Here is a 23846-nt window from a genome sequence, read left to right as displayed (position 1 = left end):
GGTTTACATTTAAATCAATCCTTACATTTACCATCAAATTAAATAACAATGACTCCGGAAAAAAAGAAACTCATTACCGATAGCTTTGACCGTTCAGAAACCCTGAAGTTTTATAAAGCAGAACTGCTGGAAGTAGAAACCGATTTCATTTCTATGAAAATTCCAAAAATGGAACTGATGACCAGAAAAGCAGGCATGTTCAATGGCGCTATGATTGCTTCCTTAGTAGATGTTTCTTCAGGATATGCCGCAGTAAGTCATTATGAAGAAGATTGCTATGTGGTAACCGTAGAACTGAAGGTGAATTACCTGCGTCCTGCAATAGGAGATGCTTTAATCTCTAAATCCTATGTCATAAAAGGCGGGGCGAAGATCAGTGTGATAAGAACGGAGATTTATGTAGTGACTGAAGGTTCAGGCGCAGAAAGTCATGTAGCGACTTCGCTAGTCACCATGATGAAAATAAAATAAAAGATCTGCTAGCTTAAAATATTTCCTAAATAAATAGAATTTGATTAAAAAAAAATCTTGAAAATGGAATGGCTTTTGCTCCATATCCCCCATAAACATTAAAAAAATTACGAAATGAACTTAATTATCAGATTGTTTGTGACGGCCATAGTTGCCTATCTTTTAACTAAAATTTTACCGGGAGTACATTTTGAAGGATTTTCAACGGCAATTATTTTTGCTATTGTCCTGGGAGTTTTAAACATATTTGTAAAACCCATTTTAAGCCTTTTCGGTCTTCCACTGACTATTATTACCTTAGGATTTTTTGCATTGGTAATTAATGCCGCAATTATTATGCTTGCAGATTATTTTATTGACAGTATGGTGGTAGATGGCTTCTGGTGGGCATTTATATTCAGTATCCTATTGTCAATTGTTACTTCTCTGGCCAACTCAATGTTCTCAGATGGAGATTAATTGATTGAATATATAAGTTATAAAGTCCGTTGGTTTAATTACTGACGGATTTTTTTATTTCTTAATGAATTTCAGTAAAACTAAATCTCCCTTTTGGTCTTTCAGTTTTAAAAAATAATTTCCTGAAATAAGATCATGAATGGAAATATCTTTTTTAAACTTACCATTTGAAACTATTTTTCCGGTAACATCTATGATTTCATACTCCTGAAAATACCGATCAGTATTTACCTTTAGAATATCTGAAACAGGATTTGGATAAATTTTGATCAAAACATTTTTACCTTGTGACTGATTTTCACGAGTTGCTAAAAATAAGCAGGAAGGTGGATTCGTTATAATTCCATCTGTAAAGTCATAGTATAGAGTACTTCCCATCGGAATCGAATTGGTTGTAACCGTTTGAGGGATATTTTCGAAAGGAGTACAGTTATTAAAACTTACATTAGCTTCTTCAAAATTTCGGCTTATTTTATACCAGGTTTCACAACCGGTAGGCTGCATCGCCATTCCCGGCCAGAAAGTATCAATTACAAATCCGTTAATTGAATTTGGATTCACCATATCGATCATAATACAACTTCCAGATGTCCATGTAGAAGGAGCTTTAAAATAAATGGCAGCATCAGGAATACTTCCGGTGTAATACTTTTTGCTGATTATAGCGGAAGAATTTCCCTGGCCATCAACAAGAAAGGCCTTGATTTCCTTATTCTGATTAATAGAGATTTGCACATTATTGATAGCCGAAGACGAGCTCAAGGTCGGTGTGCTGCCGTCGGTAGTATAATAAATAGTTCCGTTTCCTGAAATAGTAGCCTGATAAGCATTGTTATAATGAGTTCCGATAGGAAGTATGGCTATTTGTGAAAAAAGGAATGATGAAAAAAGGATTGACGAAAAAAGTAAAATTTTTTTCATGATGGTTGGATATTTAGTTTTTGATAAAATTAATGAAATTTACCTATTGACTAATTAATTATTTTAATTTTAGAAAACTTAAGTGTTAATTTTTTCGTCCATTTTTATTTTAAATACTAACTTTGGCAATCTTTGAATTTAATAAAAGGAATTATTGAAATCGCTATGATTTTGTAATTCCGTTAAAAAATGAATATTGACATATGAAACTTAAGTACAGTCTGCTGGCTCTGGCAGCTCCGCTTTTAATGAATGCACAACAAGTAATGACGCCTGAAATTCTTTGGACTTTGAAAAAAGTTGGAGTGCAGGCAGTTTCACCGGATCAGGCTTCTCTTATTTACAAAGTAGGACAGGTAGATCTGAAAACAGAAAAAACAAAAAGTGAGAACTACTTTCTGAATGTTCTTAATAATCAATCTGCAAAAATAGATTTCGGTAAAAAATCTCTGATCCAATGGGATAAGAATGGGATTTATGCTCAGGAAGGCGATAAAATCTATCTTTCCAAAGACGCCGGAAAGACATGGAGTGAATTTTATACAATTGGTGAAGTCGATAATATCGTTATTTCTCCGGATGGAAAAAGAATCGCCTTCAGTAAGCAGGTGTTGGTTGAAAAATTAATGGGTAAGGATAAATATGCCGATACTCCGAAGACCACAGCTCAGGTGTATACAGACCTGAATCACAGACATTGGGATTATTTCAATGAAGGAAAATACAATCACGTATTTGTAGTAAATACTTCCGATAAAGTAGAAGGTGCCAAAGATCTACTGGAAGGAAAAACATGGGATTCGCCGCAAAGACCTTTCGGTGGAGCAGAAGACTTTATCTGGAGTGCCGATTCTGCACAGCTTTTATACGTTACAAAGCCTAAAAGCGGTAAAGAGTATGCAACAAGTACCAATACGGATATTTTTGCCTACGATATGGCTTCAGGTACTACAAAAAACATTACCGAATCTAATAAAGGGTACGATATTAACCCAAAATTCAGTCCGGATGGAAAATCGCTGATCTGGCAGAGTATGGCCAGAGACGGGTATGAAGCTGATAAAAATGATGTGAAAATCATGGACTGGAAGACCGGAAAAGTAACCAATCTGACTGCAGGTTGGGATGATAGTGTTTCTGGAGACGTTCTTTGGGGAGCAGATTCAAAAACAATTTACTTTACTGCAGCTTACAGAGGAACAAAGCAGCTTTTCTCACTGGATTCAAAATCAGCAAAAGTACAGCAGATTACCAAAGGAGATTTCGATGTTAACGAAATTTTTACAGACAATAAAACTTCACTTTTAGTAGGAAGAACAGATGTAAACCACGCAACGGAACTATTCTCTGTTAACCTTAAAAATGGAGAGATGAAGCAGGTGACCGAAGCCAATAAAGATACCTATGCTAAATTGGCGCAAGGAAAATCCGAACTTAAGATGGTGAAAACTTCCGATGGTAAAGAAATGGGAGTATGGTTCCACTATCCACCCAACTTTGATCCAAACAAAAAGTACCCGACATTAGTATACTGTCAGGGAGGTCCACAGTCTGCATTGACACAATATTTCAGTGTAAGATGGAACTTCGCATTAATGACTGCTCATGATTATATCGTAGTAGCTCCGAACAGAAGAGGGATGCCGGGATGGGGTACAAAATGGAATGAAGATATTTCAAAAGACTGGGGTGGACAGCCGATGAGAGATTATCTGGCAGCTACTGATTATGCGAAAACTTTACCGTATGTAGACGGAGAAAGAGTAGCAGCGGTAGGAGCAAGCTATGGAGGATACAGTGTATTCATGTTAGCCGGGATCCACGAAAACAGATTCAAAACGTTCATTGCACATGATGGATTATTTGACATGAAATCATGGTATCTGACGACTGAAGAGCTTTGGTTTGCCAACTGGGATCTTGGTTCTCCATGGGAAAAGCCACTTCCAAAGGCTTATACAGAATTTAACCCAAGCAACTTTGTAGAAAAATGGAATAAGCCCATTATGATTGTTCAGGGTGGAATTGATTTCCGTGTACCTTACGAGCAAGGACAGGAAGCTTTCCAGGCTGCAAAATTAAGAGGTTTAAAATCTAAACTGGTTTACTTCCCGAACGAAAATCACTGGGTACTTCATCCACAAAACGGATTGGTATGGCAGAGAGAATTCTTTGACTGGTTGAAAGAAACATTATAAAAATATCAATGGGAGCGGGCTTTAGCCCGCTTTTTTTATATAAAAATTCCAATGGCTTTAGCCAAAATGCATATATTTGATCATGCAAAACCGTATTTCTTCTTTTCCTCCAATTATTGATCAACAGTCTGAAATTCTGATTCTGGGCTCAATCCCGGGTGGAAAGTCATTGGAGAAACAGCAATATTATGCACATCCTCAGAACAAATTCTGGAGAATTATTTTTGAATTGCTGAATGAAGAATTTACTGAAGAGTATGTCCAAAGAATTAAAACAATAAAGAAACATCATATTGCCCTCTGGGATGTCATCGACTCCTGCGAAAGAAAAGGAAGCCTGGATTCTGATATTAAAAACGAAGAAGCCAATCAGATTGCTGAGCTTTTGGAAGAACATCCACATATCAAAGCTATTTTCTGTAATGGCGGAAAGTCCTATAAAAATCTGATTAAACTATTAGGGAAGAATAATAGCTTACCCGTATTTTTACTTCCCTCAACAAGTCCTGCTTATACAATTCCACTTGAGAAAAAACTCGAAGATTGGAAAGCTATTCTGAACTTTTTGAAATAAAAACTTTTGCAGATTTTGCAGATAATGCAGTTTTTTTTATAACACTTAAGTTCACTTCAATAAGCTCATCATGCTACTAAACATGTAAGTTCACTTTAGAAGAAAATCAGAGATTTTCATAAAAACTTTAATGTACTTTCTATGCACAAAGATTGTACACTTAAAATAACTTAAGTGTTCAAATAGCTTTTGTGACTTTGTCATTTGATTAACCACAGATTTCGCAGATGTACACAGATTTTTGTTACTTTGAATAGAAGCAGCATATTTCATTTTGCATTAATGAGATAAAGCGTGGGCCTATTGTCATTCCGACGAAGGAGGAATCTCAACATAGCTCACATAAATAATCTTTAAACTTTGCTATTCCGTAGCAAGTTAAATGTTCTTTGTTTTTAAAAAGTAGAATTTAAAAAAATCACATATTTTCTAAGTATTCCCTCAACCCCTTCAATAATTCCAGCTGATTTTTTGTCCTGTCCAAATTGTGTTCAGGATGTTTGATAGAATAGTAGGTGCTTCCGTTCAGGTAATCGGTTAAAAATCGAAGTTCCTGGATATAAATGGCGACTTGTGCAGCATAATCGAGATTTTCAGATTCTTCCGGAGTTAATTTTTCTTTTAGATGGAATAGAAATCCTTCTTTTACAGCCTTATACATTTCAGGATTGAAATTGTTTCTGGCGCCTCCGTCATCTTCAGTGGTTGTATTGGTGTAGGATTGGATCATTGTGCCAAAATCATATAAAATAGTAGAGATCATCATAGTATCCAGATCAATGACCGCTAAAGGATGATGATTTTGATCAAAAAGAATGTTGCTGATTTTTACATCTGCATGGATGATTCTTTTGGGAATCTGATTGCTTTTCTCCATTTCTATCCAATGATCAGGTAAGGACAAAAACCGGTTCGTGATTTCTATTTCAGTCTTTGCATTTTCTTTTAAATGAGGAGCCGCATCTTTTAGTGCAATTTTATAATCCGAAATCCTTTTTTCAAAATTGAGGAAATCAGGAAGCGGATCTTCAATGGCGGGTAACTTTTCAGTATTGATGGTGGTAAGAAAATAACTAAAGGTTTTAGCAGCTTCAAAAGCCGTCTGTAAAGAGGGAGCAGTAAGAAAAGTAATACTGTTTTCCACAAAACTTAGCATGCGCCATGGTTGGCCATTGGCATCTTTTACCAGAAGTTTATCGATAAGAGAGGGAATAGGCTCTATAATTTGAAATTGATAATTATTTGATCTCAGAAGTTCATTAATCATCAAATGATTGTTGACGATAATCTCCGGCTGCCTGAAAACATTATTATTGATCTTTTGCAGAATAAATTTTTCATTTCGGGTTTTATCCTCTAAAAGGTAGGTCGTATTGATCAATCCATCGGTAATCGGAGAAAGATCATATTTATTCGCTCCGATAAATTGAATTACAATGTCATTGATGTCCATAAATTTTCCGGGTATCTGTTATTCTGAATTTCCGAGATCAGAAAGTCCCTGATGCTCTTTTTGTCATCTGCATAGGTAACACCCATCCATTGTGAAGGCGATGCTTTTACCAATACTTTTGCCCTTTTTTCATCAATCATCCTTTGTACAGCCGAAGGAATATAGAATTCCTGAGTGGGCAAAGGATTAGATGCAATAAAATCAGAAAAGTAAGTATCAAGTGCATCAAAAATAGCCGGATGGAAAATGAAAAAATTCATAGATACTAAGGTGTCCGGTGCTATTTCTATATTTTTTCCATTCTCAGTATAGATGATGGAATCATTGACCTTTTGAATAGAAGTTTGTTCATCTACTTTAATCAGATAATTTTCAGAATCCAATGTGCAGATTCCTCTGGCGACAGTTCCATTACCACTTAATGTGGTATCAACCGGATAGGCTACCGTTCCAAACTGTGAGTCTGAAATATGTCCGCGTTCGATTTCATCAGCAGCAAGTTGATATGTTTTTCTTCCATAAAAATCATCAGCATTGATCATGATAAAAGGTTCCTGTACGACTTCTCTGGCACAAAGTACGGCATGTGCCGTACCCCATGGTTTTTGTCGTTCAGAGTAGTCAAAATTGTGTATTGGGATACTATTCATTTCCTGATACACCCAATGCAGCTCAAACCCTTCCGATTCGGATAGGGTATTGAGTCGTTCTATATAACTTTCAGGAATCAGTTTGTTGACAACAATAACTATTTTTTGAAAACCGGATTCCAATGCATCATAGATAGAATATTCTAAAATCGGAGATCCGTTATCAAGAATTCCATCAACTTGTTTTAATCCTTTGTAGCGGCTTCCCAGTCCGCCGGCAAGGATGAGTACGGTCTTTTTAAAACTCATCGGTCATTCCAAATACAGGTTTACGGGTTTTCCATTTGCCGTTGGTGAAATCAGGAATATCAACAACCTGACCTCCTTTGGCAATAGACTCTTCACTTAGCGGGGTAATAGAATACCATAAAGCCAGGTCATAGACGTCCATTGGGAATTCTATATTTCGTTTGATACATTCAATAAAGGTATTCATGACAAAGAAGTCCATTCCTCCATGTCCGGCACCGGCAGCGGTAGTTTCAAATTTCTTCCACATCGGATGATCGTGCTCTTTCATCCATTTTTCTGTATTGTCCCAACGGTGGGTATGGTTCATTGTTTTTTCAAAATAAATCTGTCCCTGATCGAAGTCACCCCATCCGAAATCCTGCCATAATCCTTCAGTTCCCTGTACTCTGAATCCAAGGTCATAAGGTCTTTGTAAACTTGTATCGTGAGTTAAAAGAATGGTTTCACCATTGGCACATGCAATTTGAGTAGTGACAATGTCTCCCTGGTTGAATTTTACTTTTGCATTAGGATGATTTTCTCCTCCTTTAGCATGTTCTACAATATATTTATGAAGTCCTACCGATTTTGAAGAGAAAGAAGAAAGTCTGATCAAACGATTTCCACGGTTGATATCCATCATCATGGCAACCGGACCTAATCCGTGAGTAGGATACAATTCTCCGTTGCGTTTTACATAATGTTCTGTTCTCCATTTGGCTTCACTGAAACCTTTTTCTCCAAATTCAGCTCCTGAATTGTAAGGGGTTACTCCGTCGTTGAAAAGAACACCTCTCAGATCATGCTGATAGCCTCCTCTTCCATGAACCAGTTCACCAAACATTCCTTTACGAACCATGTTCAATATCGCCATAATATCTCTGCGGTAGCATACATTTTCCATCATGAAAATAGGAACTTTTGTTTCCTCGTATACCTTTACAAATTCCCAGCAGTCCTGAAGTTTGATTGCTCCGGCAACTTCCATTCCTACAATCTTTTTAGCCCTCATAGCCTCCACACCTTGAGGAAGATGCCATTCCCACGGAGTAGCAATGACAACTGCGTCTATATTTTTTGATTTTAAAAGATTTCTGTAGTCGTATTCACCATTTGAAAATTCCTGAGCAGCCGGCTTATTATTGTCTTTTAATATTTTCTGGGAAGCGGCAAGCATCCTTTTGTCCGGATCTGCAAACGCTATAATTTCCACATCATTACGTTTGGCTAGTAATTTTACATGTTCCTGCCCGCGAAGTCCTACACCGATAAAACCAACACGAACTTTTTTATCTGTTTTAAAATCATTTGAATAAGCAAATAAAGAATTAGGTAAAACCAAAGCCCCGAAACTAGCCAGGGTTGCCGTTTTAATAAAATCTCTGCGGGAGGTATTCTTGTTCATTTATATATTTTTTTCTAAATATATTAAAAATTTATCAAACAATAGTGAATATATTTTGAGAAAAAATAATGTGAATTTGATGTTTGGAAGGGAGGTTTTTTTGAGTTGGAAAGTCTAAGAGTTTGGGGGTTTATGTTGATTTAGCGTATTACTAAAGATTCTCATTGTCCATAGTAAGCACTGATTACTCTTTCCCTCATCTTGTTGAGGTATTTAATGTCTTTGGTATTTGACAGAATGATCACTGTAAGACCTTTATCCACCAGATGTACCCAGTTGGCACTGTGCCCGTATCCTTCTCCCTGACGTTCAGCAAATATAGTATTGACTGAACCGAATTTTTTAGGATACACCCAAAAGCCCAATGCTGTATCTTCCAGTTTTTTATCAGCAGTCAGCATTGTTTCTAAAGTCTTTTTGTTGAACAGAACAGAATTAAACACAGCCTGATCAAAAATGAGCAGATCTTTAGGAGTAGAATACATAGCTCCTGCCGAATAAAAATTATCAATATAGGTATTGGTCGGGGTATGAAGAGCAAACGGATCAGACGAATCGGCAGCGTATCCATCATCTATATTTTTGATAATATCGTTATGATGAAGAAATCCTGTATTTTGCATGTTGAGCGGAATAAGGATTTGCTCTTTTAAAACCTCTTCAAAAGGTTTGTGGTATATTTTTTCAATGATCTTCCCAAGAAGAATGAAATCGCCATTGTTGTAACTGAATTTTGTTCCTGGTCTATCAATCAGCTTTTCAGAAAGAAAAGTGGTAATAAAATCATCAAGATTCCAGATCGTGTTGTCATAAGCCTGATGGATGAATTCCGGTGAACGGAGGTCTTTATTTTCTCGGCCGCTGCTGTAGGTGAGCAGGTTTCTTATCGTTGCTTTTGTACCTGCTTCTCCTTTATATTCGGGATAGTAGGTAGAAATAGTAGCATCCAGATTGATTTTTCCCTTTTCATAAAGCTGCATAATTAAAGCTGCCGTAAAGGTCTTGGTGAGTGAAAAAATATGAAACCTTGTTTCATCAGAAAAACTGATGTTATAATGTCTGTTGGATAAGCCTTTATAGGTAAGCAATTCGGTTTTTCCATTTTTTGCTAGTAATACGGAGCCGTTGAAATTATCTTTTTTTACACAGGCATCGATCACTTGCTCCACTTTCTGTATCTGCGGATAGGCAAAATGAATCATCATCACCAACAATCCTGAAAGTTGTCTTTTCATAGTAAAGTTTTAATAAGGTAAATACTTGATGATAGGTTTTTAAACCAAATTTTATTGGTCAATCCATGCTTTTCTTAAAGCCAGTTGTTTAGAGTCCGGATTAGGTACGAGGCTTACTTTTCCGGTATTTTCATCATAGGTGAAACCCACTTTTGCCAGATATTCTTTTAAAGGAACGGGTTGAGTACCTTCTATATAATCTTTGAAAAATGTTCGGATTTCAGGATAGGTCATTGTTGTAATTTCATCAAATAAATCATCATCATTAAAATATTTACCTGCTCCATATTTTTTCATCAATTGCAGCATCAGATCCTGAGTTCCCATTTTTCCTCCCGAAAGTTCCCGCAGTCTGATATCCAGACATAGTCCCAATAACGGACCTTTTTCGTAAAAATTCATGTACTGATCCTGTCTGGTCATGGCATTTTTACTGATTTCCGTGAAAGATACTTTATCATCGAATTCTTTCATTCCTTTGATCTTTTCCTCCAGGGTTTTTTCAAAATCTTCCAAACTGATCATCTTTTGTTTTATTGGCATATGAATGGTGGCATACTCCGTCATACCCTCATATAACCATAGATGTTTAGACATCGAAGGATTCAGGAAATCATAATGCTGAATTTCTCCGGAATGAATATTAAGCGGAGTTACTATATGGAAGAATTCATGAGAAGCGACCCTGTTTAAAGCATTAGGTAGAAACTTCATACTTCCCGAACGGTAGAGGCATACGGTAGATTGAGAATGCTCCAGCCCGTCACCCATAAATCCTTTTTCATTTGAAGATTCATAATAAATCAAAAATGCATATTTATTCACCGGTAATGTTCCGCCCAGATAAGCTTGCTGATTTTTCAAAATATTCTCTATCTCATGAGCTATGGTCTTTGAATACTGCCGTTCTTGCTTATTGTAAAACGAAACAAGTACTTCAGTATGGCCTATTTTCAGCCATGTTGTATCTGGAACACAGTACATAGCCGGAGAATCAACCAATTGTCGGTAATCTTTTGCCCAGACTATATCTGTGTTTTTATCTTTCTTTTTGTAATCTAAGGCAGATGAAGCATAGAAATCCTTATTTTTTGTAATATTAATTTGGTAGGGAGTATCTTTTATTTCTTCAAAATAGCCCACCAAAGAATTATAATTGATGACAAAAACGCTGTCTTTAATAAACATACTACCGGCAGATTTAGCTTCATAGGTATCTTTTTCTAAAGAGTCCCATCCGTCGGCTACCTGATATGATATTTTGTTGACGTGTTTAAGATCGTGTACCATCCAGCTATTTTGATCCAAACGCTCAGTAGAGATTTTTTTTCCATTTTTATCGGTGGCAACCAGATTAGAAACGTACTGTCCGAAATTCATAGCCTGGTAAAACCCGGGAACCAGTTTGGGAATAATAAACTTCCCTTGCTTAAGATTATTTTTAGGTGGAGCAAAAGAAACCGTCACTTCATCATTGGATACGTGAAGAAGGTCTATATTGTAATTGTAAATTTTCTTTGATGATTGGGCAATAATTGTAGTAGGAAAGATAATTAGTACGAAAACTAACTTGATCAGGTTATTCATCCTCTTTATTTTAGTAAGTACGAAAATACAAAAATTGCCCAAGTTGAGGTCACTTTATTTTTCCATAAAGTACACTTCTTCATAGGGTTGAATCAGTACCCAGCCGTTTCCTGAAAATTTCATCTGGAATTCTTCACCACTTCCTCTTCCGATAAGGCTTTTAAATGAAACATTGGTTTTCAGTTCGGGGCTTAAGTTTCCGGACCAGGCAACAGTCGCATTAGGATCCGTGAAAACAGGGGTGTCAGGAGTTACGAGCAGTGTTAAAGGATCACCGTGAGTGGTTATCGCAATATGCCCGGTTCCTGAAAGTTTTACCTGAAAAAGGCCGCCGGACATCATTCCCGCAATGCTTTTAAGCATGGTAATATCGCTTTTTACGCTTTGTTCATGGGCTAATACATCATTGCCATTAACGCAAACAGATTCGTTGTTCAAATAAAGAATACGGACTTTTTTCCCGGAATCTGCTACATATAATTTCCCGGTTCCTTCAGCCTTCATCAGTTTAGCACCTTCACCGCTTATGGCTTTCTTTAATAGATTACCAATTCCTCCGGACAGCATTCCCTGTCTTTCAAAATTGATATTTCCTACATAGCTTACCATACTTCCTCTTTTCGTCCATACTGCCTGATTATTGAGGTTGATTTCCAGAAGATGTTTGGTTTCCAGTTCAAAATAATCCCTTTGCTGCGGATTTTCTTTGGTTTCGTTAATAAATGCTTCGATTGAATACTTGCTCATTGTTATTATTTTTTAATTGTTATTAAATCTGATATGTTTTGTTAAAATATTCTATGATAATATATTGAAGTATTGACAGATAATTGTTTGATATTTCCATGATAATTTTTTGCCGGAAGCTAAAATAGAACTTTTTCTCCTATCGGAATCCCCGTATAATCACGGTTTTATATTTCATTGTAAATAATACTTGACAAAGGGGTGTTGAATGTTGTATATTTGCACTCCGAAAATTACACCTTGTAATTTCAATAATTTTTAAACCGTAATTTAAAAAATGAAAACATCAGATTTTAATTTTGATCTTCCTGCGGAATTATTAGCAGAACACCCTTCAGAACACAGAGACGAAGCTAGATTAATGGTTCTTGATAGAAAAACACAAACTATTGAGCATAAATTATTCAGAGATGTAGTAGATTATTTTGATGAGGACGATTTGTTTATCTTCAATAATACTAAAGTTTTCCCTGCACGTCTTTACGGAAATAAAGAAAAAACAGGTGCTAAAATTGAAGTTTTCCTTTTAAGAGAACTGGATAAAGAAACTCGTGTATGGGATGTATTGGTAGACCCTGCAAGAAAAATCAGAATTGGTAACAAATTATTCTTTACTGAAGATGAATCATTGGTAGCTGAGGTTATTGATAATACAACTTCAAGAGGAAGAACATTAAGATTCTTATTCGACGGTTCTTATGAAGAATTCAGATCGAAATTGAAAGAATTGGGAGAAACTCCACTTCCAAAATATATCAAAAGAGCAGTAGAACCGGAAGATGCAGAAAGATATCAGACGATCTATGCTAAAATAGAAGGAGCAGTTGCTGCACCTACAGCAGGTCTTCACTTCTCAAGACACTTGATGAAAAGATTAGAGATCAAAGGAATCAATTTTGCTGAAGTTACGCTTCACGTAGGGTTGGGAACTTTTAATCCAATCGAGGTAGAAGATCTTTCTAAGCACAAAATGGAATCTGAAGAGATCATCATTGATGAGAAAAATGCTGATATCATTAATAAAGCAGTAGATTCTCACAGAAGAGTATGTGCAGTAGGTACTACTACAATGAGAGCGTTGGAAACTTCTGTTTCTTCAAATAAAAAGATCTCTGCTTTCAACGGATGGACTAATAAATTTATTTATCCACCTCACGATTTTGGAGTTGCTAACTCAATGATCACCAACTTCCACACACCGAAGTCTACATTGATTATGATGATTGCTGCATTTGCCGGAAGAGATTTCATTATGCACGCTTATGAAGAAGCCGTAAAAGAAAAGTATAAATTCTATTCTTACGGTGATGCAATGTTAATTCTATAAAAAAAGTAAAAAGAGCCAGGTTAAAAATAGAATAGGGTTTTTAAATTTTACTTTTAACCTGGCTCTTTAATATTATGAAAGATATCCGTATATTATCATTAGACCAGCTTAAAGACTACTTTGTGTCTTTGGGAGAAAAACCGTTTCGTGCGAAACAGGTCTATGACTGGCTATGGAGTAAAAACCTCCATTCGATTGATGAAATGACGAATCTTTCGAAATCTCTTCGTGAAAAAATTTCCGAGGAATATACCATTAATCCTGTTTCCGTTGACCTGCTTCAAAAAAGTAATGACGGAACCATCAAAAATGGAGTAAAGCTTCATGATGGATTACTGGTTGAATCTGTTTTGATTCCAACAGAAACAAGAACTACAGCTTGTGTTTCTTCACAGGTGGGCTGCTCATTAAATTGCGAATTCTGCGCAACGGCAAGACTGAAAAGAATGAGAAATCTTGAAGTTGCCGAAATTGTAGATCAGGTTGCACTGATTGACAGCCAAAGTAAAATGTACTTTGACAGACCGCTTTCCAATATCGTTTTTATGGGAATGGGAGAGCCTATGATGAATTACAAAAATGTAGTGGAAGCCATCAAAAAAATTACCCAACCTGAAGGTCTCGGAATGTCTCCAAGAAGAATCACCGTTTCCACCTCAGGGATTCCGAAGATGATGAAAATGCTTGCAGATGAAGAATTGCGTGTGAAACTGGCCCTATCACTTCACTCAGCGATTGAATCTAAGCGTAATGAAATCATGCCTTTTTCGGATAAGTTCCCTTTAACGGATATTATGGAAGCCCTTCAATACTGGTATCAGAAAACAGGCTCTGTTATTACTTTTGAATACTGTGTATGGAAAGGAATTAATGACGGGGATGAAGATATCAAAGCTTTAATCAAATACTGTAAGCAGGTTCCTTCCAAGGTAAACCTTATCCAATACAATCCGATCGGTGACGGAAAGTATGACCAATGCAACAAGCAGGCAGAGGAAAACTACATAAGACAGCTGGAAAATGCCGGCGTTACTGTAATGGTCAGAAGAAGTCGTGGTGGCGATATTGATGCAGCTTGCGGACAGTTAGCCAATAAAGCAACGGATTAAAATTTTCTTAAAAAAACCTTAAAACGCCCTTTAAAAATACCCTAAAGTCCTACCTTTGCATAAAATTATTTTATGATGATGGATTTTCTTATGAGCGAGGACGGGTTAGAAAATGTGTATGCCTGGGCAATTCCCTTACATGCTACAGTTATTTTAGCTGAAATGATTTACAGCCATGTTTCCGAAGCTAAATTATATAGTGGAAAAGACCTGGCAACCAATGTTTATCTGGCTTTGATGAATTTTGGTCTTGACCTTATCATGAAGGCCTTTGCCATGGGAGTGATGTTTTTCTTTTATCACCACAGACTTTTCTCATGGGATCTGAGTATCTGGTACCTGATCGCTTGTTTTATAATCACAGATTTTGCCTACTATGTGCTGCATTATGTAGATCACCGTTCCAGAGCTTTCTGGGCAGTTCACATCACGCACCATAGTTCAGAATTCTTTAATCTTACAACAGGTTTCAGAAGCCCTGTGCTACAGCCGCTTTACAGATATTTATACTTTTCGCCGTTGGCATTTTTAGGATTTAATCCATGGCATATTATGGTGGCCTATGCAATCGGGCAGGTATATGGAACCTGGGTTCATACGCAAACCGTAAAGAGCATGGGAATTCTTGAATATATCCTGGTAACTCCTTCTCACCACCGCGTACATCATGCATGTAACGTAAAATATCTGGATAAGAATATGGGAATGTGTTTGATTATCTGGGATAAAATATTCGGAACTTTTGAAAAAGAAGATCCCAATGTTCCGGTAAAATATGGTATTTATCCAAAAATGCCCGATAACAGACCGGATACCGTTCTCTTCTATGAATGGCGAAAGATATGGAAAGACCTTAAACAGCCGGGATTGAAATTTACTGATAGAATCAACTATATTTTCAATTCACCCGGATGGAGGCATGATGGAACAGGAAAAACGGTAAGACAATATCAGAAAGAATATTTTGCAAGACAAGCCAGAAAGAAAGAACAGCAAGACAATCAGAATGAACAGAAAATTGCTTGATTTCAATATTGATACCAATAAAAATCTATAAGAAGGACGGGCTTTTTAGTCCGTTTTTCTGCTATATAAAAATACCCAAACGGTAAAATTGCAATATACAAAGTCATAAATTATTCAACCATCTTTCAAATTCAATTACCCGAATCCAGCATCCTGTACCTTTACCACTCATTTAAACTGAAAGCCTTATTTTTGTCTTATGAAAAAATTCCTTCTGGTGGCCGCTTTTGTTATTGGCCAATCTGCATTTTCGCAACAACCTGATTTCCTTAAAATAAAAAAATACAGAATCGGTTATTTGGATGATAAGATCCAGGAAACCTCCGGATTGAATATGTTGAATGGAAAACTGTATACCTTTAACGACAGTGGGAACGCTCCGGAATTATTTGAGATCAGTAAAACTTCAGGAGAAATTGTAAAGACCTTTAAAGTGAACGGTAAAAATACCGATTGGGAGGCGTTAACCAATGACGGAACTCATTTTTATATCGGTGATTTCGGAAATAATGACGGAAGCAGAAGACACCTTAAAATTTTTAAAGTGCCATTTAAAAATGACAGCCTGCAAAACGATCAGGTTAAAGAAATTCTTTTTCATTACCCGGAACAGACGGACTATATTTCCACTTATTTTAATACAGACTTTGATGCGGAAGCCATGGTGTATACTAATGGGAAAATTCATCTTTTCACAAAAGAATGGGCTTCAAAAGCAACCCATCATTATGTGATAGACCCTGAAAAGTATGAGAAGCAAAATGCAGCAATGACAGAAACCTATAAAACCAATTTTATGGTGACAGATGCTGCCTACTTTGAAAAAAAACTTTATTTGGTGGGATATACCAAGAAAACGGAAGTGTTTCTGGATATTTTTACAGAAACGGAACCCGGAGTGTTTTTTAATGAGAGACCGAAGCATTATTATCTCGGAAGTTCTTTGTCAATTGGTCAGATTGAAGGGATTGCCGTAGACGAGACCGGGATTTTTATCTCCGGTGAAAAGTTTAAATCGCGCTTAGGTAGTACCAAACCTGCGTTCTATTTTATTCCAAAAGATAAACTCAAAGATTAATTTTCTCTTAAAATTGAGCGAAAAAAATTATCTTTGTGAGAATTAATAATTTATTCATCCATCATTCGCAGATTGTGGCAAACATTGTAGAAGACATTAAGCAACCGATCAATGAGGAAATGAAACTTTTCGAACAGAAGTTTTATGAATCAATGCAGAGTAAAGTCCCTTTATTAGATAAAGTAACTCGTTTTATTGTTACCACAAAAGGGAAACAGATGCGTCCTATGTTTGTATTTCTTTGTGCTAAGCTGGTAGGAGAGGTCACTGAAAAGACGTATCGGGGAGCTTCAATGATTGAATTGATTCACACAGCGACTTTGGTTCATGATGATGTCGTGGATGAAAGTTTCAAGCGTCGTAATTTCTTCTCCATCAATGCGCTGTGGAAAAATAAAATTGCTGTTTTGGTAGGAGATTACCTTTTGTCCAAATCAGTATTGCTCTCTACAGACCATAAGGATTATGATTTGCTTGGCGTAATTTCCAGAACAATCCGTGAAATGTCTGAGGGTGAGCTTCTTCAGTTGGAGAAAGCCAGAAAACTGGATATCACAGAAGACGTTTATTATGAAATTATCCGTCAGAAAACAGCTACTTTAATTGCTGCGTGCTGTGAAATTGGTGTTCTTTCAAATAGTGCCGATGAGCAACTTGCCAAGAAAATGCTGGATTTCGGAACTTATACGGGGATGGCATTTCAGATCAAGGATGACCTTTTTGACTATTTAAGTTCGAATGTAATCGGTAAACCGGTAGGAATTGATATTAAGGAACAGAAAATGACCCTGCCTTTGATTCATACGCTAAAGATTGCTGATGAAAAGAACCGTAAATATTATTTTGATACCATAAAACGTTATAACAATAATCCCAAAAGAGTAAAGGAACTGATAGAGTTTGTTAAAAACTCCGGAGGATTAGAGTATGCGATTACGATCATGAAAGATTTCCAGCAAAAAGCAAAAGATATCCTGAATGAATTTCCGGATTCTGAACCTAAAAGGTCATTGCATAGTATGCTGGATTATGTAATTGAGCGAAAATTTTAAATTAAATAATTTTTAGGGTTACAATAATAACAGCTAGAACTATACAAAATAAGGCTGTTAAAAATAAATAATCCGCAATAGTCTCAAACCTATATTCTTGCTTTTCTCTTTTTGTTCTGATCGCCAGGAATGAAAAGAAGCAGCTGCAGGCAAAAAGAATACAGGCAAATCCTGCAAATTCGTCTAAATAGGTACTCTGACTTATTCTAGCAATTTTCAGTGAAGTAATAATGATCAGTGAAAACCCTAAAAGATTGCTAGATGCATTCAAAATATGAGGTGACTTTTTTTCCATCTTTACAATTTTTTTCAAAATAACGCACAATTTTTATTATTATCAAATTTTTAAAAAAGATTAATAAAAATTAAAATTAATTTAAAAAGTGTATATTAGCAAAATACTTGAAGAATAAAAAACTTTTTTACTTAGCTATGCAAACAACCTATATTGAAACACAGCAAATATCCTTTCAAGATTTTAAAAATCAGATACTTGACGATTACAGGTTAGGAAGGATCTCTCGTGAAATGTCTTATCTCGGAAGAAGAGAAGTGCTCACTGGAAAAGCTAAATTTGGAATTTTTGGGGATGGAAAGGAACTTCCTCAGCTGGCAATGGCGAAGGTTTTCAGAAATGGAGACTTCCGTTCAGGATACTACAGGGATCAGACTTTTGCATTAGCAGTAGATGCCCTGACGGTGGAAAGCTTCTTTGCACAAATGTATGCTGATACCAATGTAGACAGAGAGCCGGCTTCAGCAGGTAGACAAATGAACGGGCATTTTGCAACAAGAAGTTTAAATGAAGACGGAAGCTGGAAAGATTTAACAGCACAAAAGAATATTTCTTCCGATATTTCTCCTACTGCAGGACAAATGCCAAGATTATTAGGACTTGCTCAGGCTTCTACTATTTATAAAAATGTAACCTTTGAAGGTTCTGAAAAATTCTCAAAACAAGGGAATGAAATCGCTTTCGGAACCATTGGTGATGCTTCTACAGCAGAAGGGCATTTCTGGGAAACACTGAATGCTGCTTGTGCGCTTCAGGTTCCTATGATTGTGTCAATCTGGGATGACGGATATGGAATTTCGGTTCCTACAAAAAACCAAAGAGCAAAAGCTGATATCAGCGAAATGTTAAGCGGTTTCCAGAGAAAAGAGGGCGAGAACCAAGGGTGTGAAATCATACAGGTGAAAGCATGGGATTATCCGGCATTACTGGATGCTTATGCAAAAGCTGAACATTTTGCAAGAACAGAAAGCGTTCCTGTTGTAGTACACGTTGTAGATGTTACGCAGCCTCAGGGACACTCAACTTCAGGATCTCACGAAAGATATAAAAATGAAGAGCGTCTTGCATGGGAAGCAGAATTTGACGGACTGGCAAAATTCAAAGAATGGATTTTAAACTATTCTATTGAAATTGAAGGAAAAGAAGAGGTGATTGCTACTGCTGAAGAGCTGGAAGCAATTGATGAAGAAGCGAAAAAGAAAGCAAAAGCCGGACAAAAAACAGCCTGGGATAACTACCAGAAAGCGATTACTGAATTAATTCAATCTATTTTACCACTAGTAGAAAACCTTAAAGGTCAGAATGCTGAAGTGGAAACGTATATCGCTCAGTTCAATAAATTGGTTTCTAAGGCTAAAAAAGATGTATTCCATTTAACAAGAAAGGCTTTATTAGCAACGAGAGGAACAAATTCGGCAGAAAGAAATCAATTGATGCAGAAATACAATGAAGTTTCTGAAATCGAAAAAGACAACTATTCTTCTCACCTATATTCAGAGTCTCAATGGAAGGCTGAAAACATCAAAGAGATCACGCCGGTATATTCTGACAGCTCAGAAGATGTTGACGGAAGAGTAGTGATCAGAAATAACTTTGACAAAATTTTCTCTAAATATCCTGAAACCTTAATCTTTGGTGAAGATACCGGAAATATCGGTGATGTAAACCAGGGGTTGGAAGGAATGCAGGAAAAATACGGAGCACTGCGTATTGCCGATACGGGAATTCGTGAAGCTACGATCCTTGGACAAGGAATTGGTATGGCGATGAGAGGTTTAAGACCAATCGCCGAAATCCAGTATTTAGACTATGTCCTTTACTGTTTACAAGGAATGAGTGATGACCTGGCAACGGTACAATATAGAACAAAAGGAGGTCAGAAAGCTCCTTTGATCATCAGAACAAGAGGTCACAGACTGGAAGGAATCTGGCATTCAGGTTCTCCGATGGCGGGAATTCTTAACCTTTCAAAAGGTATTCTGGTACTCGTTCCGAGAAGCTTAACAAAGGCTGCAGGATTCTACAACACTATGCTTCAGGCAGACGAACCGGCAATCATCGTAGAATGTCTGAACGGATACAGATTAAAGGAAAAGCAACCTGATAACTTAGGAGAATTCACTGTTCCTGTAGGTAAAATTGAAGTGACTAAAGAAGGAACAGATGTTACTTTGGTAACTTACGGTTCTACCTGGAGGGTAGTAACAGAAGCAGCAAACGAATTGGAAAAGTTAGGAATTTCTGCAGAAGTAATTGATATCCAGTCGTTGATTCCTTTCGATTTATCTCACGAAATCGGTGAGAGTGTTAAGAAAACAAACAGACTAGTCGTGATCGACGAAGATGTGGAAGGAGGAACTACAGGGTTTATCTTACAGCAGATTCTTGAAAAACAAAAAGCATTCAGATATCTGGATTCAGATCCGTTAACGATTTCTGCAAATGATCACAGACCTGCCTACGCAAGTGATGGTGACTATTTCAGTAAGCCGTCTACAGATGATATGGTAGAGAAGATTTACGCGATGTTTAATGAAACAAATCCTGAGAAATATCCTGCGATATTCTAATTTGGGATTTTAAATAAATTTTTGAACCGCTTCCTTTTTTGGGAGCGGTTTTGTTTTACCATAGTTGCAGGAAATTTGTACATTTAAGGACTAAATAATTTTTTTGGCCCATCTTTAAACCAAGTCTATGAAACGAGCATTCATCATATATATGCTTTTTACGTTATTTTTTTGTAAAGCCCAAAAGTATACAGAAACTGAAATTTTAGATCAATTAGATTTGGCTTTTAATGGTAAACCAAGTCAGTATTTTCCTCAAAAAAAATCAGGTGAAATTCAATATAATTTTTTTCTGGATTTGGAACATGGTTATTTTATGACAGCAGGAAATCGAATACATTTATATGCAAACGATGAAGGGCAATGGGCTGTAGTTTTTGAAAAAAACGGATATCAAAATAGAGCAACAAGAGCAGAAATTGAGCTTAATTATATTGGTAACTGTATTAATTATTCCAAAGAAAGATATTCTGATATAAATTATACTAGTAATACTAATTATATTGTTCTAATTGATGGTGATGAATTCACAAGAATTGAAAATAAAGAAGGGAACGACCAAGAAACATTTGAATATATTGGAGAACAGATAAAAGAAATAAAAATTCATAATCAATTTGTGCCTTTTAATCCTAATTATAGAGATTATGAAAAAGTAGGTATTAAAATAGCGAACTTTGACAATGGTAAGAGGTTGGTAGGATTTGGAGATTTAATAAGATATTATAATGAGGTAAATCCCTCATTACTTTATGCTTCAGAAGATGAAATAAAAATGCATATTCCCAAAAAATTAAAAAAAATAATGACAATAGACAAGTTTCATTATGACAGAACAGTTTTACCAAGTAAACAGGAAACCTATAAGATGATAGCTAAGATTTTGGTTTCTGGAGATTCTTCTTATTGGAGACCTGTTTTGCTTTTTAACAATCATTGGAGTACATGGGAATCTGGAAACTTATAGCTTTATTCCTCTTCAGCCAATGTAATACGCAATCTATTTAAAGTACTCATCAAAGTAATACTTGTAGTCAGTTCTACAATTTCTCTTTCTGTAAATTGTTGTATTAATTTCTCTCTCATTTCATACCAGTCATCATTGTTGTAAGTAACGGCTTCTGCCCAGCCTAAAACAAGTTTTTGCCGATCATTGAAGACATTGGTATGTTTCCAGCCTGGTAGCCTGTTGATGACATCCTGCTCAAAGCCAAAATCAGACAGTTCTTTAGCATGGTAACTACAGCAATAAGCACAGCTATTGATTTGAGATACTCTGAGCTCGGCGAGGGCAATTAATTTTTCATCTATACCGGATTTTCTAATGCTGTTGTGGGCTCTATACAGATTTCCAATGGTTTCTTTTGCAATTTCTTTGTAATTCATAATGAAATATTTTTCTGCAAATTTGCATCAGAAATGGTTTTGAACCTATATACTTACTTTTTGGTGATACACTTACCTTTTTGAAAGTAGCCTCAATGAATTTTGCCCATTAAAAGCAAAAGGCTATCAAACATTGACAGCCTTTTTATTTTTTACATCCTCATTCAAAAAAGAACAATCTTTATCCGAATGCAATCCTTTCACCTGATATTTTGCTTCCCATTCTTCCAGCAGATATAGAATAGGTAATAGTGCCAATCCTTTTTCCGTAAGTGAATATTCCACTCTTGGAGGAAGTTCTTTAAACTCTTCACGAATGACCAAACCATCGCTTTCCATTTCTCTTAATTGATCCGTAAGCACCTTTCTGGAAATTACATTAATGCGTACTGCCAGTTCTCCAAAACGCAGCTTTCTGTCTTTGATCACCAGGACGATAATGGGCTTCCATTTGCTTCCCAGGGCAGCCATGGCTTTGCCTAAAGGACAGCTATATTGCATTAATTCATTCTTTTTCATACGTTACTTTAACGTTACTAATGTAAGTTACTGCGAAGTTACCACTATTTTTTTGATAAAAGATACAAAAGTGAACTATTATTAGTTACTTTGTGTAACAATTATAAAATAGAATTTTAAATCATGAGCACATCATCATTATTTAAACCGTTTCAATACAAAAATTTACAGCTTAAAAATAGAATCGTAATGGCTCCAATGACCAGAGCACAATCTGACAATGGAGTACCCACACAAGAAATTGCCGATTACTACGGAAGAAGAGCTGCTTCCGAGGTTGGATTGATTCTTTCGGAAGGAACTGTAATCAACAGACCGGGATCAAAAAACTTACCGAATATTCCTGATTTCTACGGAAACGAAGCCTTGAACGGCTGGAAAAATGTAATCGATACCGTACATCAGCACGGTGGCAAAATGGGACCTCAGATCTGGCACGTAGGAGATACCAGAATGTCTGAAGAATATCCTTTAGTTCAGATGGAAAAAGCTTCCACAATGACCATTGAAGATATTCAGGATACTATTGCACAGTTTGCAGCCTCTGCAAAATCAGCAAAAGACCTTGGATTCGATTGCCTTGAAATTCATGGAGCACATGGTTATCTTATTGATCAGTTTTTCTGGGAAGTAACCAATACAAGAACTGACGAATATGGAGGTAAAACATTAAAAGAAAGAAGCAAATTTGCGGTTGATGTTGTGAAAGCAATAAGAGCTGCAGTAGGAGAGGACTTTACCATTATTATCCGCCTTTCACAATGGAAACAACAGGATTATAAAAGCAGACTGGCATTAACTCCAAATGAAATGGAAGACTGGCTATTGCCGTTAAAAGAGGCCGGAGTAGATATTTTCCACTGTTCACAACGTCGTTTTTGGGAACCGGAATTTGAAGGTTCCGATTTGAACTTTGCAGGCTGGGCAAAAAAAGTTACCGGGCAACCAACAATTACCGTAGGTTCTGTAGGATTAAACGGAGATTTCTTAAATGCTTTTGCCGGTCAGGGAACAGAAAAAACAGACCTTACCGAATTGATCAGAAGACTTGATCGTGAAGAATTTGATCTTGTTGCAGTAGGACGTGCTATTTTACAGGATTATCAGTGGGTACAGAAGATCAAAGACGGGAATACCGAAGCGCTTCTGGATTTTTCAGCAGAAAGTATGGGCGTATTATTTTAATGTGAGAAGGTGATATTGAATTGGCTTTGCCGGCAATTTTATTACAGCATAATTTTATTCACTGGCAGAGCAAAATTAACTATTTACCAATCCCATTAATCATCATAATTCACTTTATTTTATATTTAATTTTCACCTATTTATTAAGAACCCCGATTTCAGAAATTCTGAAATCGGGGTTCTATTTGTTTTATTTTCTACATGAATAAACAGCTGGTTCGCAACTCCAGTAGGAAGAACTGCCGGACTCATTAAAGTAATGACACGGAATTTCGTTATCTCCACATACTGGAGCATCTCCGCCGCTGATTTTTTTCAAATTGGATTTGGTTAATTTTTTTAGATTTTTCATAATGAATAAAGTGTTG

The 23846-nt window shown here is 36.4% G+C and carries 23 protein-coding genes; 12 read left to right on the top strand and 11 right to left on the bottom strand.

The features are described 5' to 3' along the window. Window positions 1-48: 48 nt before the first annotated feature. Entirely contained in the window at window positions 49-471 is a 423-nt protein-coding gene (locus tag EG342_RS22240) for a PaaI family thioesterase (RefSeq protein WP_103290129.1), read from the top strand. 114 nt (window positions 472-585) lie between these two features. Then, on the top strand, window positions 586-930 hold the full coding sequence (locus EG342_RS22235) for a phage holin family protein (protein ID WP_103290126.1): 345 nt from the start codon (window positions 586-588) through the stop codon (window positions 928-930). 54 nt (window positions 931-984) lie between these two features. On the opposite strand, the gene EG342_RS22230 is transcribed toward EG342_RS22235, so the two are convergent. After that, window positions 985-1851, bottom strand: coding sequence for a chitobiase/beta-hexosaminidase C-terminal domain-containing protein (locus EG342_RS22230; protein WP_103290123.1), 867 nt, complete (start codon window positions 1849-1851; stop codon window positions 985-987). Window positions 1852-2054: 203 nt separating this feature from the next. Between EG342_RS22230 and EG342_RS22225 the strand changes: the two genes are divergently transcribed. Together EG342_RS22225 and EG342_RS22220 are read left to right on the top strand one after the other, a co-directional pair. Beyond that, a complete protein-coding gene (locus tag EG342_RS22225; protein WP_103290120.1) occupies window positions 2055-4049 on the top strand; it encodes a S9 family peptidase in 1995 nt (664 codons plus the stop codon). A gap of 82 nt (window positions 4050-4131) precedes the next feature. Further along, window positions 4132-4623 carry a DNA-deoxyinosine glycosylase gene (locus EG342_RS22220; RefSeq protein WP_103290118.1) on the top strand — a complete coding sequence of 164 codons (492 nt, stop codon included), beginning with the start codon at window positions 4132-4134 and terminating at the stop codon, window positions 4621-4623. Between the two features lie 418 nt (window positions 4624-5041). Here the strand turns inward: EG342_RS22220 and EG342_RS22215 are convergent, their stop codons facing one another. The 6 genes from EG342_RS22215 to EG342_RS22190 form a co-directional block, all read right to left on the bottom strand. Then, entirely contained in the window at window positions 5042-6076 is a 1035-nt protein-coding gene (locus tag EG342_RS22215; protein WP_103290115.1) for a phosphotransferase enzyme family protein, read from the bottom strand. Continuing rightward, complete coding sequence (locus EG342_RS22210; protein WP_103290112.1) at window positions 6055-6975, bottom strand: sugar phosphate nucleotidyltransferase; 921 nt, start codon at window positions 6973-6975, stop codon at window positions 6055-6057. The genes EG342_RS22215 and EG342_RS22210 overlap by 22 nt, the downstream gene beginning before the upstream one ends. After that, window positions 6965-8362, bottom strand: a complete 1398-nt coding sequence (locus EG342_RS22205) for a Gfo/Idh/MocA family protein (RefSeq protein WP_103290110.1) — start codon at window positions 8360-8362, stop codon at window positions 6965-6967. The genes EG342_RS22210 and EG342_RS22205 overlap by 11 nt, the downstream gene beginning before the upstream one ends. Before the next feature lie 161 nt (window positions 8363-8523). Next, window positions 8524-9597 carry a serine hydrolase domain-containing protein gene (locus EG342_RS22200; protein WP_185126887.1) on the bottom strand — a complete coding sequence of 358 codons (1074 nt, stop codon included), beginning with the start codon at window positions 9595-9597 and terminating at the stop codon, window positions 8524-8526. A gap of 51 nt (window positions 9598-9648) precedes the next feature. Beyond that, window positions 9649-11184, bottom strand: coding sequence for a M61 family metallopeptidase (locus EG342_RS22195; protein ID WP_103290107.1), 1536 nt, complete (start codon window positions 11182-11184; stop codon window positions 9649-9651). 54 nt (window positions 11185-11238) lie between these two features. Further along, entirely contained in the window at window positions 11239-11931 is a 693-nt protein-coding gene (locus EG342_RS22190; protein WP_103290104.1) for an AIM24 family protein, read from the bottom strand. Between the two features lie 277 nt (window positions 11932-12208). On the opposite strand from EG342_RS22190, the gene queA reads away from it, so the two are divergent. From queA to EG342_RS22165, 5 genes are all read left to right on the top strand, one after another. After that, window positions 12209-13258 (top strand): tRNA preQ1(34) S-adenosylmethionine ribosyltransferase-isomerase QueA, encoded by a 1050-nt coding sequence (queA, locus tag EG342_RS22185; protein WP_103290102.1) that lies wholly within the window; start codon window positions 12209-12211, stop codon window positions 13256-13258. 74 nt (window positions 13259-13332) lie between these two features. After that, window positions 13333-14367: a dual-specificity RNA methyltransferase RlmN gene (gene rlmN / locus EG342_RS22180; RefSeq protein ID WP_103290099.1), complete on the top strand. Its 1035-nt coding sequence runs from the start codon at window positions 13333-13335 to the stop codon at window positions 14365-14367. A 75-nt stretch (window positions 14368-14442) separates the two neighbouring features. After that, window positions 14443-15393, top strand: a complete 951-nt coding sequence (locus EG342_RS22175; RefSeq protein ID WP_103290096.1) for a sterol desaturase family protein — start codon at window positions 14443-14445, stop codon at window positions 15391-15393. Between the two features lie 199 nt (window positions 15394-15592). After that, window positions 15593-16471 (top strand): hypothetical protein, encoded by an 879-nt coding sequence (locus EG342_RS22170; RefSeq protein WP_103290093.1) that lies wholly within the window; start codon window positions 15593-15595, stop codon window positions 16469-16471. Between the two features lie 74 nt (window positions 16472-16545). After that, a complete protein-coding gene (locus tag EG342_RS22165) occupies window positions 16546-17523 on the top strand; it encodes a polyprenyl synthetase family protein (protein ID WP_103290490.1) in 978 nt (325 codons plus the stop codon). Window position 17524: 1 nt separating this feature from the next. On the opposite strand, the gene EG342_RS22160 is transcribed toward EG342_RS22165, so the two are convergent. Next, a complete protein-coding gene (locus EG342_RS22160; RefSeq protein WP_103290091.1) occupies window positions 17525-17818 on the bottom strand; it encodes a hypothetical protein in 294 nt (97 codons plus the stop codon). 137 nt (window positions 17819-17955) lie between these two features. On the opposite strand from EG342_RS22160, the gene EG342_RS22155 reads away from it, so the two are divergent. Both EG342_RS22155 and EG342_RS22150 read left to right on the top strand, forming a co-directional pair. Next, window positions 17956-20388 carry an alpha-ketoacid dehydrogenase subunit alpha/beta gene (locus tag EG342_RS22155; RefSeq protein WP_103290088.1) on the top strand — a complete coding sequence of 811 codons (2433 nt, stop codon included), beginning with the start codon at window positions 17956-17958 and terminating at the stop codon, window positions 20386-20388. Window positions 20389-20515: 127 nt separating this feature from the next. Then, complete coding sequence (locus EG342_RS22150) at window positions 20516-21355, top strand: DUF7003 family protein (RefSeq protein ID WP_123868157.1); 840 nt, start codon at window positions 20516-20518, stop codon at window positions 21353-21355. Between the two features lie 2 nt (window positions 21356-21357). On the opposite strand, the gene EG342_RS22145 is transcribed toward EG342_RS22150, so the two are convergent. After that, window positions 21358-21774, bottom strand: a complete 417-nt coding sequence (locus EG342_RS22145; protein ID WP_103290082.1) for a carboxymuconolactone decarboxylase family protein — start codon at window positions 21772-21774, stop codon at window positions 21358-21360. 126 nt (window positions 21775-21900) lie between these two features. After that, entirely contained in the window at window positions 21901-22293 is a 393-nt protein-coding gene (locus EG342_RS22140; protein WP_103290080.1) for a winged helix-turn-helix transcriptional regulator, read from the bottom strand. Between the two features lie 123 nt (window positions 22294-22416). On the opposite strand from EG342_RS22140, the gene EG342_RS22135 reads away from it, so the two are divergent. Then, entirely contained in the window at window positions 22417-23478 is a 1062-nt protein-coding gene (locus tag EG342_RS22135; RefSeq protein WP_103290078.1) for an NADH:flavin oxidoreductase, read from the top strand. Between the two features lie 190 nt (window positions 23479-23668). On the opposite strand, the gene EG342_RS25795 is transcribed toward EG342_RS22135, so the two are convergent. Next, a complete protein-coding gene (locus EG342_RS25795) occupies window positions 23669-23830 on the bottom strand; it encodes a bacteriocin-like protein (RefSeq protein WP_407919933.1) in 162 nt (53 codons plus the stop codon). Between the last annotated feature and the right edge of the window lie 16 nt (window positions 23831-23846).

Source organism: Chryseobacterium lactis, from assembly GCF_003815875.1.
GTDB classification, from domain to species: domain Bacteria; phylum Bacteroidota; class Bacteroidia; order Flavobacteriales; family Weeksellaceae; genus Chryseobacterium; species Chryseobacterium lactis.
Note: the sequence above shows the minus strand (reverse complement) of the source record. Positions and strands in the feature narration are given on the sequence as shown.